The 15,793-nt window shown below is 70.7% G+C and carries 14 protein-coding genes and 1 tRNA gene; 4 read left to right on the top strand and 11 right to left on the bottom strand.

The genetic code is table 11. The features are described 5' to 3' along the window. The first annotated feature begins 93 nt into the window (after positions 1 to 93). On the top strand, positions 94 to 1,137 hold the full coding sequence (locus BSL84_RS12010) for a LacI family DNA-binding transcriptional regulator (protein WP_030025946.1): 1,044 nt from the start codon (positions 94 to 96) through the stop codon (positions 1,135 to 1,137). Positions 1,138 to 1,224: 87 nt separating this feature from the next. On the opposite strand, the gene BSL84_RS12005 is transcribed toward BSL84_RS12010, so the two are convergent. From BSL84_RS12005 to BSL84_RS11990, 4 genes are all read right to left on the bottom strand, one after another. After that, positions 1,225 to 1,297: transfer RNA gene (locus BSL84_RS12005), tRNA-His, on the bottom strand. Positions 1,298 to 1,393: 96 nt separating this feature from the next. After that, entirely contained in the window at positions 1,394 to 1,987 is a 594-nt protein-coding gene (orn, locus tag BSL84_RS12000; protein WP_030025945.1) for an oligoribonuclease, read from the bottom strand. A gap of 104 nt (positions 1,988 to 2,091) precedes the next feature. Continuing rightward, the gene (locus BSL84_RS11995) at positions 2,092 to 3,264 is read right to left on the bottom strand and encodes a helix-turn-helix domain-containing protein (protein ID WP_030025944.1); all 1,173 of its coding nucleotides are present in this window, start codon (positions 3,262 to 3,264) and stop codon (positions 2,092 to 2,094) included. Between the two features lie 376 nt (positions 3,265 to 3,640). Next, positions 3,641 to 4,057, bottom strand: coding sequence for a hypothetical protein (locus tag BSL84_RS11990; protein ID WP_324616523.1), 417 nt, complete (start codon positions 4,055 to 4,057; stop codon positions 3,641 to 3,643). 323 nt (positions 4,058 to 4,380) lie between these two features. Here BSL84_RS11990 and BSL84_RS11985 point away from each other — a divergent pair, with 323 nt between their 5' ends. Further along, positions 4,381 to 4,914 carry a universal stress protein gene (locus BSL84_RS11985; RefSeq protein WP_030025942.1) on the top strand — a complete coding sequence of 178 codons (534 nt, stop codon included), beginning with the start codon at positions 4,381 to 4,383 and terminating at the stop codon, positions 4,912 to 4,914. A 98-nt stretch (positions 4,915 to 5,012) separates the two neighbouring features. Beyond that, complete coding sequence (locus tag BSL84_RS11980) at positions 5,013 to 5,585, top strand: GPR1/FUN34/YaaH family transporter (RefSeq protein WP_075970325.1); 573 nt, start codon at positions 5,013 to 5,015, stop codon at positions 5,583 to 5,585. 76 nt (positions 5,586 to 5,661) lie between these two features. On the opposite strand, the gene glmS is transcribed toward BSL84_RS11980, so the two are convergent. The 3 genes from glmS to BSL84_RS11965 all read right to left on the bottom strand — a co-directional run bounded on the left by glmS (position 5,662) and on the right by BSL84_RS11965 (position 8,811). Beyond that, positions 5,662 to 7,479, bottom strand: a complete 1,818-nt coding sequence (gene glmS, locus BSL84_RS11975) for a glutamine--fructose-6-phosphate transaminase (isomerizing) (RefSeq protein ID WP_030025939.1) — start codon at positions 7,477 to 7,479, stop codon at positions 5,662 to 5,664. Positions 7,480 to 7,550: 71 nt separating this feature from the next. Beyond that, the gene (locus BSL84_RS11970; RefSeq protein ID WP_030025937.1) at positions 7,551 to 7,826 is read right to left on the bottom strand and encodes a hypothetical protein; all 276 of its coding nucleotides are present in this window, start codon (positions 7,824 to 7,826) and stop codon (positions 7,551 to 7,553) included. 97 nt (positions 7,827 to 7,923) lie between these two features. After that, on the bottom strand, positions 7,924 to 8,811 hold the full coding sequence (locus BSL84_RS11965; protein WP_030025936.1) for a DUF4429 domain-containing protein: 888 nt from the start codon (positions 8,809 to 8,811) through the stop codon (positions 7,924 to 7,926). Positions 8,812 to 8,863: 52 nt separating this feature from the next. On the opposite strand from BSL84_RS11965, the gene BSL84_RS11960 reads away from it, so the two are divergent. Continuing rightward, positions 8,864 to 10,456, top strand: coding sequence for a beta-N-acetylhexosaminidase (locus tag BSL84_RS11960; RefSeq protein WP_045321883.1), 1,593 nt, complete (start codon positions 8,864 to 8,866; stop codon positions 10,454 to 10,456). A 142-nt stretch (positions 10,457 to 10,598) separates the two neighbouring features. On the opposite strand, the gene BSL84_RS11955 is transcribed toward BSL84_RS11960, so the two are convergent. From BSL84_RS11955 to BSL84_RS11940, 4 genes are read right to left on the bottom strand one after another with little or no spacing between them, the layout of a single operon-like run. Beyond that, the gene (locus BSL84_RS11955; RefSeq protein ID WP_075970324.1) at positions 10,599 to 12,380 is read right to left on the bottom strand and encodes an IucA/IucC family protein; all 1,782 of its coding nucleotides are present in this window, start codon (positions 12,378 to 12,380) and stop codon (positions 10,599 to 10,601) included. Next, positions 12,377 to 12,964 carry a GNAT family N-acetyltransferase gene (locus tag BSL84_RS11950; protein WP_030025926.1) on the bottom strand — a complete coding sequence of 196 codons (588 nt, stop codon included), beginning with the start codon at positions 12,962 to 12,964 and terminating at the stop codon, positions 12,377 to 12,379. The genes BSL84_RS11955 and BSL84_RS11950 overlap by 4 nt, the downstream gene beginning before the upstream one ends. After that, positions 12,961 to 14,262 carry a lysine N(6)-hydroxylase/L-ornithine N(5)-oxygenase family protein gene (locus BSL84_RS11945; RefSeq protein ID WP_075970323.1) on the bottom strand — a complete coding sequence of 434 codons (1,302 nt, stop codon included), beginning with the start codon at positions 14,260 to 14,262 and terminating at the stop codon, positions 12,961 to 12,963. Before BSL84_RS11945 ends, BSL84_RS11950 begins: the two co-directional genes overlap by 4 nt. Continuing rightward, positions 14,246 to 15,736 carry a pyridoxal phosphate-dependent decarboxylase family protein gene (locus tag BSL84_RS11940; protein WP_045321881.1) on the bottom strand — a complete coding sequence of 497 codons (1,491 nt, stop codon included), beginning with the start codon at positions 15,734 to 15,736 and terminating at the stop codon, positions 14,246 to 14,248. Before BSL84_RS11940 ends, BSL84_RS11945 begins: the two co-directional genes overlap by 17 nt. Positions 15,737 to 15,793 lie beyond the last annotated feature (57 nt).

The raw sequence follows: 15,793 nt of genomic DNA, 5'->3' as shown, positions 1-15,793 counted from the left end.
AAGGGTGGGGCGACAACGTGGGGGTGTCGTGTGACACAGTGTGGGAGCGCTCCCAAAGTAGTCAAGGGGTAGATTCACAACCGGGAGGAAGCCATGAACGGGCATGGGCGCAGTGGGGGACGGCCGACCCTGGAAGAGGTCGCGGTACGCGCCGGAGTCGGGCGCGGCACCGTATCCCGGGTCATCAACGGGTCCTCCAAGGTCAGCGAGCAGACCAGGGCCGCCGTCGAGGCCGCCGTGACCGAGCTGGGGTACGTACCGAACCGCGCGGCCCGCGCCCTCGCGGCCAACCGCAACGACGCCATCGCCCTCGTGATCCCCGAGCCCGAGGCGCGCTTCTTCGCCGAGCCGTACTTCTCCGAAGTGGTCCGCGGAGTCGGAGCGGCCCTCGCCGAGACCGACACCCAGCTCGTCCTCACCCTGGCCGGCAGCGACCGCGAGCGCCGCCGCCTCGCGCAGTACCTCTCCGGGCACCGCGTCGACGGGGTGCTGCTGGTCTCCGTGCACGCCGGGGACCCGCTCCCGGAGCTCCTGGCCGAGCTGGGCATCCCCACGGTGATCAGCGGCCGCCGCTCCGCCGTCGAGACGCTGCCCTGTGTGGACTCCGACAACCTGGAGGGCGCCGCCGAGGCCGTACGCCACCTGCTTGACCGGGGCCGCCGTACGATCGCCACGATCACCGGCCCGCTGGACGTGTACGGGGCCCACTGCCGGCTCGACGGCTACCGGCAGGCCCTGGCCGCGGCGGGCCGGCCCGTCGACGAGCGGCTGGTCGCCGTCGCCGACTTCACCGAGGAGGGCGGCCGCCGGGCCATGCGCGAGCTGCTCGAACGCAGCCCCTCCCTCGACGCGGTCTTCGCATCCTCGGACGTCATGGCGGCGGGAGCCCGGTGGGAGCTGCGTGCAGCCGGGCGCCGGATCCCGCAGGACGTGGCCCTGGTCGGCTTCGACGACTCGGTGGTGGCCCGGCACATGGACCCGCCGCTGACCAGCGTCCGCCAGCCCATCGAGGAGATGGGCCGAACCATGGCGAAGATGCTGCTGGAGCGTGTCGCGGGAGGCCGGGCGGACGCCGGGGGCGCGGGCGGGCCGACGGTCGTCCTGCAGAACAGGCTGGTGGTCCGGGAGTCGTCCTGACCGCCCGGCCCGCCCCTGACCGCCCCGGTCCGGCCCCGGGCACGCAGAAGGCCCCGGCCGCTTCCGCGTACCGGGGCCTTCCCACAGGGTGAGTGACGGGACTTGAACCCGCGGCCACCTGGACCACAACCAGGTGCTCTACCAACTGAGCTACACCCACCATGTCCGGTCGAAACCGACCGGCCGAAGAAAAGGGTACAGGGTCCGGGAGGGTGCTCGCTCCACCCTTTTCCCGCACCCCCCTCCGGAGGGCCGGTCAGGCCGTGTGCCTGGCCGCGATGCTGCGGGCGGTGTCCGAGTCGGGCCCGGGCTGCGGCACGAAGACCGCCTCCCGGTAGTAGCGCAGCTCGGTGATGGAGTCCTTGATGTCCGCCAGCGCCCGGTGGTTGCCGTTCTTCGGGGGGCTGTTGAAGTACGCCCGCGGGTACCAGCGGCGCGCCAGCTCCTTGACCGAGGACACGTCCACGATCCGGTAGTGCAGGTAGCTCTCCAGCGCGGCCATGTCGCGCAGCAGGAAGCCGCGGTCCGTGCCCACCGAGTTCCCGCAGAGCGGAGCCTTGCGCGGCTCCTTCACGTGCTCCCGTACGTAGGCCAGGACCTGCGCCTCGGCGTCCGCGAGGGTGGTTCCGCCGGCCAGCTCGTCGAGCAGGCCGGAGGCGGTGTGCATCTCGCGGACCACGTCGGGCATGGTCTCCAGGGCCGCGTCCGGCGGGCGGATCACGATGTCCACGCCCTCGCCGAGCACGTTGAGCTCCGAGTCGGTGACCAGTGCGGCCACCTCGATAAGTGCGTCGTCCGTCAGCGAGAGCCCGGTCATCTCGCAGTCGATCCACACCATGCGGTCGTTCATGTGTCCCACCTTATGCGGTCCCCCGCGGAGCGGACCGCATAAGCGGAAGGTCCCCCGTCGGCGGTGACCGGCGGAGGACCTTCGCTGTCGTATCCGTGGTGTGGCTACGCGTGTTCCCGCAGGACCCGGCCCGGGGCGTAGAGCTCCGTCACCGTGGAGCCCGCGGCGGCCAGGGCCGCCGCCGCCCGGTGGGGCTGCGGAGTGCGCTGGTGCGGAACCGGCCCGCCGGACATCTCCGAGACCTGCGCCACGTCGGCCTGCGGGCGGCGCGCCCGGTAGGCGGAGCGGTACGCGGCCGGGGAGGACCCCAGCTGCCGCCTGAAGTGGCCGCGCAGGGCGACCGGCGAGCGGAACCCGCAGCGTCCGGCGACCTCGTCGACCGAGTAGTCGGAGGTCTCCAGCAGCCGCTGGGCCTGGAGCACCCGCTGCGTGATCAGCCACTGGAGCGGCGCGCTGCCGGTCAGCGAGCGGAACCGCCGGTCGAAGGTGCGCCTGCTCATGTAGGCGCGGGCGGCCAGCGTCTCCACGTCGAACTGCTCGTGGAGGTGTTCCAGCGCCCAGGCGACGACCTCGGCCAGCGGGTCGGCGCCGATCTCCTCCGGCAGCGACCGGTCGAGGTAGCGCTCCTGGCCGCCGGTGCGGCGCGGCGGCACGACGAGCCTGCGGGCCAGGGCCCCGGCCGCCTCGCTGCCGTGGTCGGTGCGCACGATGTGCAGGCACAGGTCGATTCCGGCCGCCGTGCCCGCGGAGGTGAGCACGTCCCCGTCGTCGACGAACAGTTCGCGCGGGTCGACATGGACGGACGGGTAGCGCTTGGCCAGCGTCGGCGCGTACATCCAGTGCGTCGTCGCGGGCCGGCCGTCCAGCAGACCGGCGGCCGCGAGCACGAAGGCCCCGGTGCACAGTCCGACGATCCGGGCCCCCTCCTCGTGCGCCAGACGCAGTGCGTCGAGCGCCTCCGGAGGCGGCGGTGAAGTGATGGAGCGCCAGGCGGGAACGACGACCGTGCCTGCCCGGGCGATCGCCTCCAACCCGTATGGCGCGGTCAGTTCGAGTCCGCCGGTGGTCCTGAGCGGACCGTCTTCCCCGGCGCACACGAGCAGTCGATAGCGTGGAACTCCCGCGTCCTGCCGGTCAATGCCGAACACGGATAGTGGAATGGAGCTCTCGAAGATCGGTCCGCCGCTGAAGAGCAGCACCGCGACGATCTCCCTGCGGCGACGCCCCGCGAGCTTCCGGCCGGCGTCTGCGACGACGGCGGTGGAATCTTGGCTCATGGCGCTAAGCCCCCCTTGGGTGTCGCGACTCCTTGGTCTGGTCGCACCTGCACGTTTCCCCTCGGCCTTGCACGTGGATCCCCCGCCGTAAATACATGATCGAATCTACTGCGTCCCGTGGTGTCGGCGTGACAAGTTCAGCACGCAGCGCTATGTCGACTTCTCAACTTGGCGAAAAGCATTCGATCAGGAAGCGTTCCGCTCCGCTACCCGGAGGGGAAGCGCGGAACGCCGCTGTGGCCAGTACTCATAGGGCCAAAACGCCCCCCGGTGAACATCGTCGCTGGTGGTGGGGGGATCAGGGGGACATTCCGGCAAGGAGGGCACCCTGCCGGGAAGTTGGCTGAAAACGAGCGGGTGTGGGTGTGCGAATGAGTCAGTCGTGCGGGGATGCGGAGTCGGAGGTACGGCAGCCCCGCCGACTCGGGGCGCCGCCGCGCGAGTGCCGCCGGCGGTGTGCGGACGCGGGGCGCTCCTGCGCGCGGACGCGGGCCGCGGCCCGTTCCGACTGTTGCAGGAGGACCCGGCAGGCGGCCGTGACGACGAGCAGGCCGAGGGCGGCCACGGCCGCGCCGCCCGCGGAGGTGCCGTGGACGACGAGGACCACCGGGACGAGCAGGCAGCTGAAGGCGGCCCAGCGCACGACGTCGCCCGCCTGGTCGTCATGCGGGCGCCCCGAGGTCCGCACGGACGGGTGAAGCGGTCGGCGCGCGGAGGCGGCCAAGTACGCGTCCGGGTCGGGGAGGTGGACGGGCTGAGCGGGCTGGTCGGGGTGAACCGGATGGCCGGACACGGCGTACTCCCTGCGGGCTCTTCCTGAACGGTCGGACGCGTGTCCAACGCCGCTCGCCGGGGCTCGGTCACTGCGCGCACGGGTGGCAACTCCCCGCTGCCGTCACTGGCTGTAGGGGCCAGCGGCCATTGCCAAGGCGCGTCCGCTCCGGCATGCTCCCTGGGACGCTCTCCAAGTGCGGCAAGCCCTGTGCAGGACAGGAGTGTCGCCGTACCCTGGAGGGTATGGGCTTGGGAAGATGCTTCCCGGACAGAGCTCCGTCACACTGCGTCGCCGATATCGCCCCTGTTGCTTCCTCCAAGGACCTCTTCGCCGAGACACCCATGGCCGGTCACGAATTCTCCGAACCCGCGGACCGCAAGCGCAAACGGCTCGCCGACCCCGCGTCCGCCGCCGAACTGCGCGCGGTGGAACAGACACGCTCCCCCTGCGACCCGGCCTTCCGGCACGGCGTCGTGGTGGGATTCGACGGGTCCACCTCCAGTGAGCGCGCTCTCGCCTATGCGATCGGCATGGCCCGCCGCTCCGGATCCGGCCTGATCATCGTGCACGTCGCCAACCGGCTGCCCACCACCGTGTGGGCCGGCTGCGAGCCGCCCGTCTTCGTGGACGTGCCGGACCACCGCACCGAGGTGCTCGGCCTGGAGCTCGCGTGCGCCGACTATCTGGCGGAAGTGCCGTGGATCCTGGTCGAGCGCGGCGGTGACATCTGCCATGAGCTGGAGGAGGTCGGCCGGGAGTATTCGGCCGACGCCATCGTGGTCGGCTCCACGCACGGCATCATCGGCCGGATCTTCGGCTCGGTGGCGGGCCGGCTGGCCAAACGCGCACAGCGACCCGTTGTTGTCATTCCGTGACCGGCCGTCAAGCCGATTGTGCGGTTGTGCCCTCGTGTAAAGGGTAGATAAATGCTGCTGGGACGCAGCAAACAACTGCAGATCGAAGGGAGCCCGCCGTGGACAATGGTGTCTCTGCGGGAAGCACGGCCTCGACTTCGACCCTCGGGAACATCGCCCTGGGTCTGACCCTTCTCGCATTCGGTATCGGCCACACCGGTGTCATCGACGGTGTGTCCGCTGCCGGCTCCGTGTCGCTCGCGATGTACGTCGGCGGCGCAGCCCTCTTCCTCCTGGGCCTCCTGGAGTACCGGGGCGGCAGCGGATTCAACGGCACCGCGTTCGCGGGCCTGGGCGTCTTCTGGTTCACGTGGGCCAAGGGGGCCGGCGGTGCGGCCTCCGGCGAGGCAGCCGGAACGTTTCTTGTCCTGTTCGCGATGCTCGCGCTGACCCTCACGGTCGCCGCCGCGAGCGGCCTGTTCAGCCAGGGCGTCTACGGCCTGCTGACCCTCTCGCTCGTCCTGCTCGCCATAGCCTCGTTCGTGGACGGCGCGGTGCTGGCCAAGGCGGGCGGCTGGGTCGCGGCCGTCGCCGGACTGCTGGCCTGGTACGGGGCCACCGCGGCCCTGGCGCACTGGCCGATGGCCCTCGGCAGGGCCCGGCGCCGCGGCGGCGCCGTCGCCGCGGGCTGAGCTGCGGTACGGGGAGAGCCCCCGTGCGCGGTAGGTGCGCACGGGGGCTCTCCCGTGTCCGGTGCCGGCCCGGCTGCTACTCGACGGTGACCGACTTCGCCAGGTTGCGCGGCTTGTCGATGTCCCGGCCCATGGCCAGGGCCGTGTGGTACGCCAGCAGCTGGAGCGGGATGCCCATGAGGATCGGGTCCAGCTCGTCCTCGTTCTTCGGGACCACGATGGTGTGGTCCGCCTTCTCCTGCTCGCGGTGGGCGACCGCGAGGATCCGGCCGCTGCGGGCCTTGATCTCCTCCAGCGCCGCGCGGTTCTTCTCCAGCAGGTCGTCGTCCGGGACGATCGCGACCGTCGGCAGCGAGGGCTCGATGAGGGCCAGCGGGCCGTGCTTGAGCTCGGAGGCCGGGTAGGCCTCGGCGTGGATGTAGGAGATCTCCTTCAGCTTGAGGGAGGCCTCCAGCGCCACCGGGTAGCCGCGCACCCGGCCGATGAACATCATCGACTTGGCCTCGGCGAACTCGGCCGCCAGCTTCTTGATGTCCTCCTCGCCGTCGAGGATCTCCTGGATCTGCGAGGGCAGCCTGCGCAGGCCCTCGATGATCCGCTTGCCGTCGGTGACCGACAGGTCCCGGATGCGGCCCAGGTGCACGGCGAGCAGCGCGAAGGCAACGACCGTGTTGGTGAAGCACTTGGTGGAGACGACGCAGACCTCGGGACCGGCGTGCACGTACACGCCGCCGTCGGCCTCTCGGGCGATCGCGGAGCCGACCACGTTGACGACGCCGAGGACGCGGGCGCCCTTGCGCTTGAGCTCCTGCACCGCCGCGAGGACGTCGTAGGTCTCACCCGACTGGGAGACCGCGATGTAGAGGGTGTCGGGGTCCACGACCGGGTTGCGGTAGCGGAACTCGGAGGCCGGCTCGGCGTCCGCGGGGATGCGGGCCATGCCCTCGATGAGGCCGGCGCCGATCAGGCCCGCGTGGTACGAGGTGCCGCAGCCCAGGATCTTGACCCGGCGGATGCCGCGCGCCTCGCGCGGGTCCAGGTTCAGGCCGCCCAGGTGGACCGTGTTGAAGCGGTCGTCGATCCGGCCGCGCAGCACGCGGTCGACCGCGTCGGGCTGCTCGGAGATCTCCTTGTGCATGTAGGTGTCGTGGCCGCCCATGTCGTAGGAGGCGGCCTCCCACTCCACGGTCTCCGGAGTGGCGTTGGTCGTCGTGCCGCTCGTGGTGTACGTGCGGAAGTCGTCGGCCTTCAGGGTCGCCATCTCGCCGTCGTTGAGGGTGACGACCTGGCGGGTGTGGGCGATCAGCGCGGCGACGTCGGAGGCGACGAGCATCTCCTTCTCGCCGATGCCGAGGATGACCGGCGAGCCGTTGCGGGCCACGACGATGCGGTCGGTGAAGTCGGCGTGCATCACGGCGATGCCGTACGTGCCCTCGATCACCTTGAGGGCCTCGCGGACCTTCTCCTCCAGGCTGTCGGCCTGGGAGCGGGCGATCAGGTGGGTGATGACCTCGGTGTCGGTCTCGGAGGCGAAGACGACGCCCTCGGCCTCCAGCTTGGCGCGGAGCTCGGCGGCGTTGTCGACGATGCCGTTGTGGACGACGGCGACCTTGTTCTCCGGGTCCAGGTGCGGGTGGGAGTTCACGTCGCTCGGGGCGCCGTGCGTGGCCCAGCGGGTGTGGGCGATGCCGGTGGTGCCGGCGAAGCGCTTGGGGACCCGGGCCTCCAGGTCGCGGACGCGGCCCTTGGCCTTGACCATCTTGAGCGCGCCGGCCTTCGGGCTGTTCACGACGATGCCCGCCGAGTCGTACCCGCGGTACTCCAGCCGCGCCAGCCCCTCCAGCAGCAGCGGTGCCACGTCACGCTTTCCGATGTAACCGACGATTCCGCACATACGGTCTTGCCCCTCCTGAAGTTCGGTTCGTGTGCCCGTCATCCGCCCGCGGTCGCTCGGGCCGCGGCCGGTCAGCCGTAGACGATGCGGCGCAGCTGCCGGAGCGAGAGTTCCGGGGGTGCCACGGCGCGGTGCGGCAGTTCGGCCGCGATCCGTTCGAAGATCTCGGCGTTCACGGCTCCGCCGGCCTGCAGTTCGCGGTGGCGGCGGCGGACGAAGTCCTCCGTCGTCTCGTCGAAGTAGGCGAGCACATCGAGGACCACCCGGGCCGCTTCGCCCCGCTGCAGCGAGGTGCTGCGCACCAGGTGTTCGACGAGGTCGTCATAGGACGGGCGGCGGTCGAGCACCCGTAGATATTGACTGCTCCAGCCGTCCAACGCAAAGATCCTGCCCGATTCCGGGCAGGATCCTTGTGGTCTGGACCAGTGGAATGGATGCATCCGGTCAGAATCTACGCAAAACGGCCTGCTTGGCCGCGGTGAACTCGTCAGCCGTCAGCACCCCCGCCTGGTGCAGCTCCCCCAGTTCCCGCAGCCGCCGCAACAGCGCGTCGTGGTCCTCCGCACCCCCGGCGGCCGGTGCGGCGAGCTGCTTCGGCGGGGCGTCCTCGACCGCCCGGTCCTGCACCGGCGCCGCCGGGTGCGGCAGCCGCAGCGCCACCGCCGCGGCGACCAGCGCCATCAGCGGGTCCTTCTTGAAACCGAAGAGCTCCACCGTGTGCGGGTCGTACTTGGGCGCGGCCGGCTGCGCGCCGCCGGCCAGACCGAAGCGGAGCCAGCCGTTCTCCAGCCCCTTGGCCGGCGCCCACTCCACCGTCCGCAGGTCCGTGACCCGGAACTCGCGCGGCCCCCCGGAGCGCTTGGCCTCCTCGGTCGTCCAGTTCCACTCCAGCGCGACCCGGTCGCCGTCGAAGGTGACGGTCCCGTCGCCCGCGCCCACCGCTATCGGCACGCTGGGGCCGGGCAGCAGATACGCCTCCGACGGCCCCGGATCCACCTGCTCCAGCAGCAGGGCGTTGCGGACCTCGTCCACGAAGTACTCCGCGACCCCCGTCCGGTCCGGCTCCACGCTCAGCCGGTAGGGGTCGGAGGCCTCCGGCAGCCGCCCGCCCGTCACCTGGGTCAGCGGGCAGGCCCCCTCGCGCATCCGCAGGCGCAGCCGTCCCGCCTTGCGGCCCGGCTCGTAACTGATCCCCGCGAGCGCGCGCAGCGGCACGACGACCTCGCCCAGGGTCTGCCGCAGCAGCCCCACCCCCTTGTCGCGACCGGGCACGATGCGCACACCGTCGCCGTCGAACGTCCAGGTCCCGTCCTTCTGGATGATTTCCGCCATTCGGCGATTCTCCCACCGCCCAGGACGGCCCAGTTGGCCTATACCTGGGCACATGAGAGTCCTGCGACGCGCGCTCGGCACCCTCCTCGTCCTCGGTGCCGTCTCCTGCACCGCCGCCCACGGCGACGACGCGGCCGCCGGCGACGACCCGCCCGCGGCCCTGGCCCCCTTCGAAAGGCTCCTGCCGGCGCCGGTCTCCGCGCGCGCCGGGGGTCCCGGCTACGCCTTCGGGCCCGGCACGGTCATCCGTACGGGACCGGGCGGGGGCGAGGAGGTCCGGCGGGAGGTCCGGCGGGTGGGCGAACTCCTCGCCGAGCAGCTGCGCGGTCCGAGCGGGCTGCCGCTGCCGGTCGTCGGCGGGGCGGGGGGCGGGGGGATCCGCCTCAGGATCGACACGGCCGCCGAGGCGGCCGGGGAGGAGGGCTACCGGCTGGAGTCCGGGCCCGACGGCGTCGACCTCGTCGCACGGACCCCCGAGGGCCTGTTCCGCGCGGGCCAGACCCTGCGACAGCTGCTGCCGGTGGCCGGCCCGGGGACGGTCCCCGGAGGCGTGGTCACCGACCGGCCGCGGTTCGCCTACCGAGGCGCCATGGTCGACATCGCACGGCACTTCTTCACGGTGGAACAGGTGAAGCGGTACGTGGACCAGCTCGCCCAGTACAAGATCAACACGCTGCACCTGCACCTCACCGACGACCAGGGCTGGCGCCTGGCGATCGACTCCTGGCCGCGGCTGGCGCAGTACGGCGGCGCGAGCGAGGTCGGCGGCGGGCCCGGCGGCCACTGGACGAAGGACGAGTACCGCGAACTGGTGGCGTACGCGGGCGAGAGGTACGTGGACGTCGTCCCGGAGATCGACATGCCGGGGCACATGAACGCGGCCCTGGCCTCCTACGCCGAGCTGAACTGCGACGGGAAGGCCCCCGAGCGGTACACCGGGACCAAGGTCGGCTTCAGCTCGCTGTGCGTGGGCAAGGAGCGGACGTACGAGTTCGTCGACGACGTGCTCGGCGAGGTGGCGCGGCTCACGCCCGGCCGCTACCTGCACATCGGCGGCGACGAGGCGCACGCGACGCCTGCGGCGGACTACGCGGCCTTCATGGACCGGGCGCAGGAGGCGGTGGGCCGACATGGGAAGACGGTGGTGGCCTGGCACCAGCTGGCGTCGGCGCGGCCGGCGGCCGGAGCGGTGCTCCAGTACTGGGGCCACGACGGGACCTCCGCCGCGGACCGGTCGGCCGTGGCGGCGGCCGCGAAGGCCGGCCACCCGCTGATCCTCTCGCCCGCGGACCGCGTCTACCTGGACATGAAGTACGAGGCGGCGACGAAGCCGGGCCTGTCGTGGGCGGGCTACGTCCCGGTCGCGCGCTCCTACTCCTGGAACCCCGGGGCCTACCTGGCCGGGGTGCCGGAGTCCGCGGTGCTCGGCGTGGAGGCCCCGCTGTGGACGGAGAACATCGCGACGCGGGCCGAGTGGGAGCTGATGGCCTTCCCGCGGGTGCTGGGCCTGGCGGAGCTGGGCTGGTCCCCGGCCGACGCCCTCGACTGGACCGCGTACAGCCGCCGCCTCGCCGCCCAGGCCCCCCGCCTGGACGCCCAGGACATCGGCTACCACCGCGCCCCGGACGTCCCCTGGTCCCGCTGACGACCCGGCCGGGGCGGCAGCGCCCGGACACGGCGAAGGCGTGACCGCGAAGAGGTCCTTTCGGCTTCGCGGTCACGCCGTCACACGGTCGGCGCGGGGGAGGTGCCGAGGGACCGTATCGGCACCCTCCCCGCCCCGCGTCTCACCGTCGGGCGAAGGGCGCGACGGGGTTCTTGAGGGTGCCGATCAGCTGGAGCGCGGCGGACGGGTCGGAGAGGTCGACCATCTGCTTGTTGTTGCGCAGCTGGAGGCGGTTGAGGCAGGACAGCTGGAACTCCTCCGCGAAGAAGTCGTAGCGCTCGAACTTCTCGGCGAGGGCCGGCATGGACTCCTGGTAGTCGTGGGCGCAGTCGGCCACGGCCCGCCAGAAGGTGTCCTCCGTGCAGATGCCCTCGGTGACGAGGATGGAGGACAGGAAGCGGAAGAAGCAGTCGAAGACGTCCGTGAAGATCGACAGCAGCTTCATGTCCTCCGGGACGTCCGCCCGGATCCGCTCGACCGCGGGCGGCAGCACCGCGTCCGCGTCCATGATGACGATCTCCTCGGCGATGTCCTTGAAGATCGCCCGCTGTACGACGCCGTCCTTGACGACCAGGATGGTGTTCTCGCCGTGCGGCATGTAGGCGAGGTCGTACTGGTAGAAGCAGTGCACCAGCGGCAGCAGGTAGGCGCGCAGGTACGGCTTCAGCCACTCGGCCGCCGTGAGGCCGGACTCCTCGATGAGGGCGCCGACGAAGGACTTGCCGTCGGCGTCGACGTGGAGGAGCGAGGCCATGGTGGCCAGGCGTTCGCCGTCCCCGAGGGAGTTCACCGGGGACTCGCGCCACAGGGCCGCCAGCATCTTGCGGTACGGCGAGTAGCGGTCGGTGGCGCGCTCGTACTGCAGGTGCCGGTAGCCGATCGCCGCACGCTCGCGGATGATCGAGAAGTCGACGGACTTCAGGACGTCGTCGGACTCGATCAGCTGGTGGAGCCAGTCGTTGATGGCGGGCGTGGCCTCCATGTAGGCGGCCGACAGGCCCCGCATGAAGCCCATGTTCAGGACGGAGATGGCCGTCTTGACGTAGTGCTTGGTCGGGGTGGTGGTGTTGAAGAACGTACGGATCGACTGCTGCGGGAGGTAGGCGTCCTCGCCCTCGCCGAGCAGCACCAGCCGGCGGCCCGCGATCTCCGCGGCGAAGGTGACCGTGGTCTTGTTCCACCACTGCCAGGGGTGGACGGGGAAGAGCAGGTAGTCCGCCGGGTCCAGGTCCAGGGTGCGCAGTTTCGCCGCGAACAGCTCGACCGCGGCGTCGCCGAGCTCGGCGCGCATGAAGCTGTCGTGCTCCAGGCCGGCGCCCGCCGTGAAGGTGGCGACGTCCTTGTGGGCGGCGGCCCAGATCAGGTGCACCGGGTTCGCGGCCTCCGGGGCGTACGCGTGGTACTCGTGCACGCCGAAGCCGAGGCGGCCGTTGTTGGCGACGAAGCAGGGGTGGCCCTCGGTCATGCCGGTCTCGATGTCCTGGAAGGAGGACTTCGCCAGCACGGCGGCGGGGATCTGCGGCTTGGTGTACTTGAACGCCGAGCCGGCCAGGGTGGAGGAGATCTCCTCCAGGTAGACCGGCAGGACCTCCGGGCTCAGCCCCAGGGTCTGCTGGAACTCGATGTGGAAGTCGAGCGCGTCCAGCGGCAGCGAGGCGCCGTCCCGCAGCCGGGTGATGCCGGCCTCGTCCACCGACCAGTGGTCAAGGGCCTGCCGGGTGGCGTCGAAGCGGTACTCCACCGCGCCGTCGTCGGAGACGACCGACCAGCGGTCGCCGCCGAGGGAGACGGGGGTCAGCAGGCGCTCGTGCGCGAACTCGGCGATGGCCTTGCGGACCAGGGCGCGGTTGGCGCGGGCCCACAGCTCGGGGGAGAGGTGGGAGACGGCGTCGGTGAGGCTCATATCGACACCCCCTGGGCGATGCCGGTGGCGGCCTCGAACTGCGCGCGGGTGCAGAAGCTCAGCAGTGCTTCCTTCTCCGGCTTGGTGACCTGGCGCTCCGGCACGAAGCCGACGGCCTCGTTCAGGGCGTGTACGGCGGTGTTGGCGACGTCCGGCTCGACGACGACGCGCACGGTGGCCGGGTCGGCGAAGATCGCCGCCATGACGGTGGTGATGACCGCGCGGGTGAACCCGTGCAGAGGCTGGTCGCTGGGCGCGACGAGGAAGTGCATGCCGACGTCGCCGGGCCGGGCGTCGTACAGGCCGACCAGCTCCAGCCGGCTCGGGTCGTACGTCTCCATCAGGAACGCCGGGGTGCCCTGGTGCAGGCCGATGTAGGCCTGGTGGTGCTCGTGGGCGGCGATGCGCATGTACTCGCGCTCGACGTCAGGCAGGGAGGCGTCCTGCATCATCCAGAACGAGGCCTTGGGGTGCGTGACCCAGCCGTGGAGCAGCTCCGCGTCGGCGAAGGGGTCCAGCGGGCGGATCGCGAAGTCCCCGAGGACGGAGTCCGTCCGGGAGTAGAGGGTGTCGGTGGTGCTCATGCGTGGGTGCCTTCCGGGGCGGCGAACTGCTGGAACGCGATGGACTTCTCGACCTTGTAGTACTCGCGGCCGAGCAGCTCACCGACGATGTACGCGTTGCGGTACGCGGCCATGCCCAGGTCGGGGGAGGTCAGGGAGTGGTTGTGGGTGGTGCCGTTCTGGAGGTACACCTCGCGGCCCGTGGTGTCGACGCTGTAGTTGCGGGCGGCGTCGAGGCGGCCGCGGCCGTCGAAGTTCAGGCGGTCCCGGACCGGGTTCAGGAAGTCGGGGGTGCGGTACTTGTAGCCGGTGGCCAGGACCAGGCCCTCGGTGGCGAGGGAGAAGTCCCGCTCCTGCTCCTCCTGGCGCAGCCCGAGGGTGTAGGTGCCCGTGGTGGTGTCGTACGCCGTGCTGTTGAGGGAGGTGTTGGTCAGCAGGGTCGTCGGGACCGCGCCGGGCATGCTGATCCGCTTCTGGTAGAGCAGGTCGAAGATGGCGTTGATCAGGTCGCCGTCGATGCCCTTGAAGAGGTTCTTCTGCTGGGTCTCCAGCCGGTAGCGGGTGTCCTCCGGGAGGGCGTGGAAGTAGTCCACGTACTCGGGGGAGGTCATCTCCAGCGTCAGCTTGGTGTACTCCAGCGGGAAGAAGCGCGGGGAGCGCGTGACCCAGTTGAGCTGGTAGCCGTGCACGTCGATTTCGGCGAGGAGGTCGTAGTAGATCTCCGCGGCGCTCTGGCCGGAGCCGATGAGGGTGATGGACTTCTTCTTCTGCAGCTCCGCCTTGTTGGGCATGTAGGCGGAGTTGTGCAGGAAGTCGCCGCCGAGGTCGGCGCAGGCCTCCGGGACGTACGGAGAGGTGCCGGTGCCCAGGACGATGCGGCGGGCGCGGTGGGTCTCGCCCTTGTCGGTGCGGACCTCGTAGAGGCCGGCGGACTCGTCGTAGGAGACCTCGGTGACGGAGGTCGAGTACAGCACGTTGTCGAGGCGGTCGGCGGCCCAGCGGCAGTAGTCGTTGTACTCGGCGCGCAGGGGGTAGAAGTTCTCCCGGATGTAGAAGGAGTACAGCCGGTCCTGGTCCTTGAGGTAGTTCAGGAAGGAGAAGGGCGACGTCGGGTCGGCGAGGGTTACCAGGTCCGACATGAAGGGCGTCTGGAGGTGCGCGCCGTCCAGGAACATCCCCGCGTGCCACTCGAAGTGCGGCTTCGACTCGATGAACAGGCCGCTCAGTTCGTCGATCGGCGCGGTCAGGCAGGCCAGTCCCAGGTTGAAGGGACCGAGACCGATGCCGATGAAGTCGTAGGGCTCAGTGGTGGACGGCAAGGGATTCTCCCAGGAACTGCTCGGCGTGTGCGGCGAGGAGGTCGAGGACGGCGGTGATGTCGGCCGTCGTGGTCTGCGGGTTGAGGAGGGTGAACTTCAGGTACTGCTTCCCGTCCACCTTGGTGCCGGCGACGACGGCCTCGCCGGAGGCGAAGAGCGCCTTGCGGGCGTGGAGCTGGGCCTCGTCGAGGAGTTCCGCGGGGACGTCCTCGCCGGGCAGGAAGCGGAAGACGAGGGTGGAGATCTGCGGTTCGACGACGACCTCGAAGCGCGGGTCGGCGGTGATGACGTCGTAGCCGGCGGCGGCGAGGTCGATGACCTGGTCGAAGAGGGAGCCGACGCCGTCGGCGCCCATGATCCGCAGCGTCATCCAGAGCTTGAGGGCGTCGAAGCGGCGCGTGGTCTGGATGGACTTGTCGACCTGGTTGGGGATGCGCTCCTCGGCCATGCGCCGCGGGTTGAGGTAGTCCGCGTGGTACGTGGCGTGCTTGAGGGTGTCGCGGTCGCGGACCAGCATCGCGCTGGAGCTGACGGGCTGGAAGAACGACTTGTGGTAGTCGACCGTGACCGAGTCGGCGTGCTCGATGCCGTCGAGAAGGTGGCGGCGGGTGGGGGAGACCAGCAGTCCGCAGCCGTAGGCGGCGTCCACGTGCATCCACGCGGAGTGCTCGGCGGTCAGGCGGGCGATCTCGGGCAGCGGGTCGATGGACCCGAAGTCGGTGGTGCCGGCGGTGGCGACGACGGCCATGGGGAAGAGGCCCTCGGCGGCGCAGTTCTCCAGCTCCAGCGCGAGGACGGAGGTGTCCATGCGCCGGTTGCGGTCGACGGGCACGGAGATGACGGCCTCGTAGCCGAGACCCAGCATGGCGGCGGACTTCTGCACGCTGAAGTGGCTGGCCTCGGAGGTGAAGATGCGCAGCTTCGGCAGGAGCTCGGCCTTGGTCAGGCCGATACCGGCGTCCATGGCGCGCTTCATGACGGTGCGGCAGGCCTCGTCGCGGGCGAGCAGCAGGGCGTGGAAGTTGGACTGGCTGCCGCCGGAGGTGAAGATGCCGTCGGCGTTCTCGCCGAGGCCGATGCGGCGCGTGGTCCAGTCGATGAGGCGGCGCTCGATGAGCGTGCCGCCGATGGACTGGTCCCAGGTGTCGAGGGAGGAGTTGACGGCGGCCATGACGGCCTCGCCCACCACCGCGGGGATGACGACCGGGCAGTTGAGGTGGCCCAGGTAGCGCGGGTGGTGGAAGTAGACGGCGTCGCGGAGGTAGACGTCCTCCAGCTCGGCCAGCGCGGCGGAGGAGTCGCCGAGCGGGGTGTCGAGGTCGATCCCGTTGATGACCGGGGCGAGTTCGTCGACGGATATGCCGGTGTGGGGCCGTTCGGTGGTGGCGAGCTTGGCGGCGACGCGGTCGACGCCCTCGGTGACAGAACGGCGGTAGATATCCGCGGTCGTCTCGTTCAGCAGATGCTGGCGCATCAACTTTCCTCCGGGCAGGGGGAGAAGGGGAGGGTGGGGTGTGTGATGTTTAGGTTA

The organism is Streptomyces sp. TN58, from assembly GCF_001941845.1.
In the GTDB taxonomy this organism is placed as follows: domain Bacteria; phylum Actinomycetota; class Actinomycetes; order Streptomycetales; family Streptomycetaceae; genus Streptomyces.
This window is presented reverse-complemented; position numbering and strand designations above follow the sequence as displayed.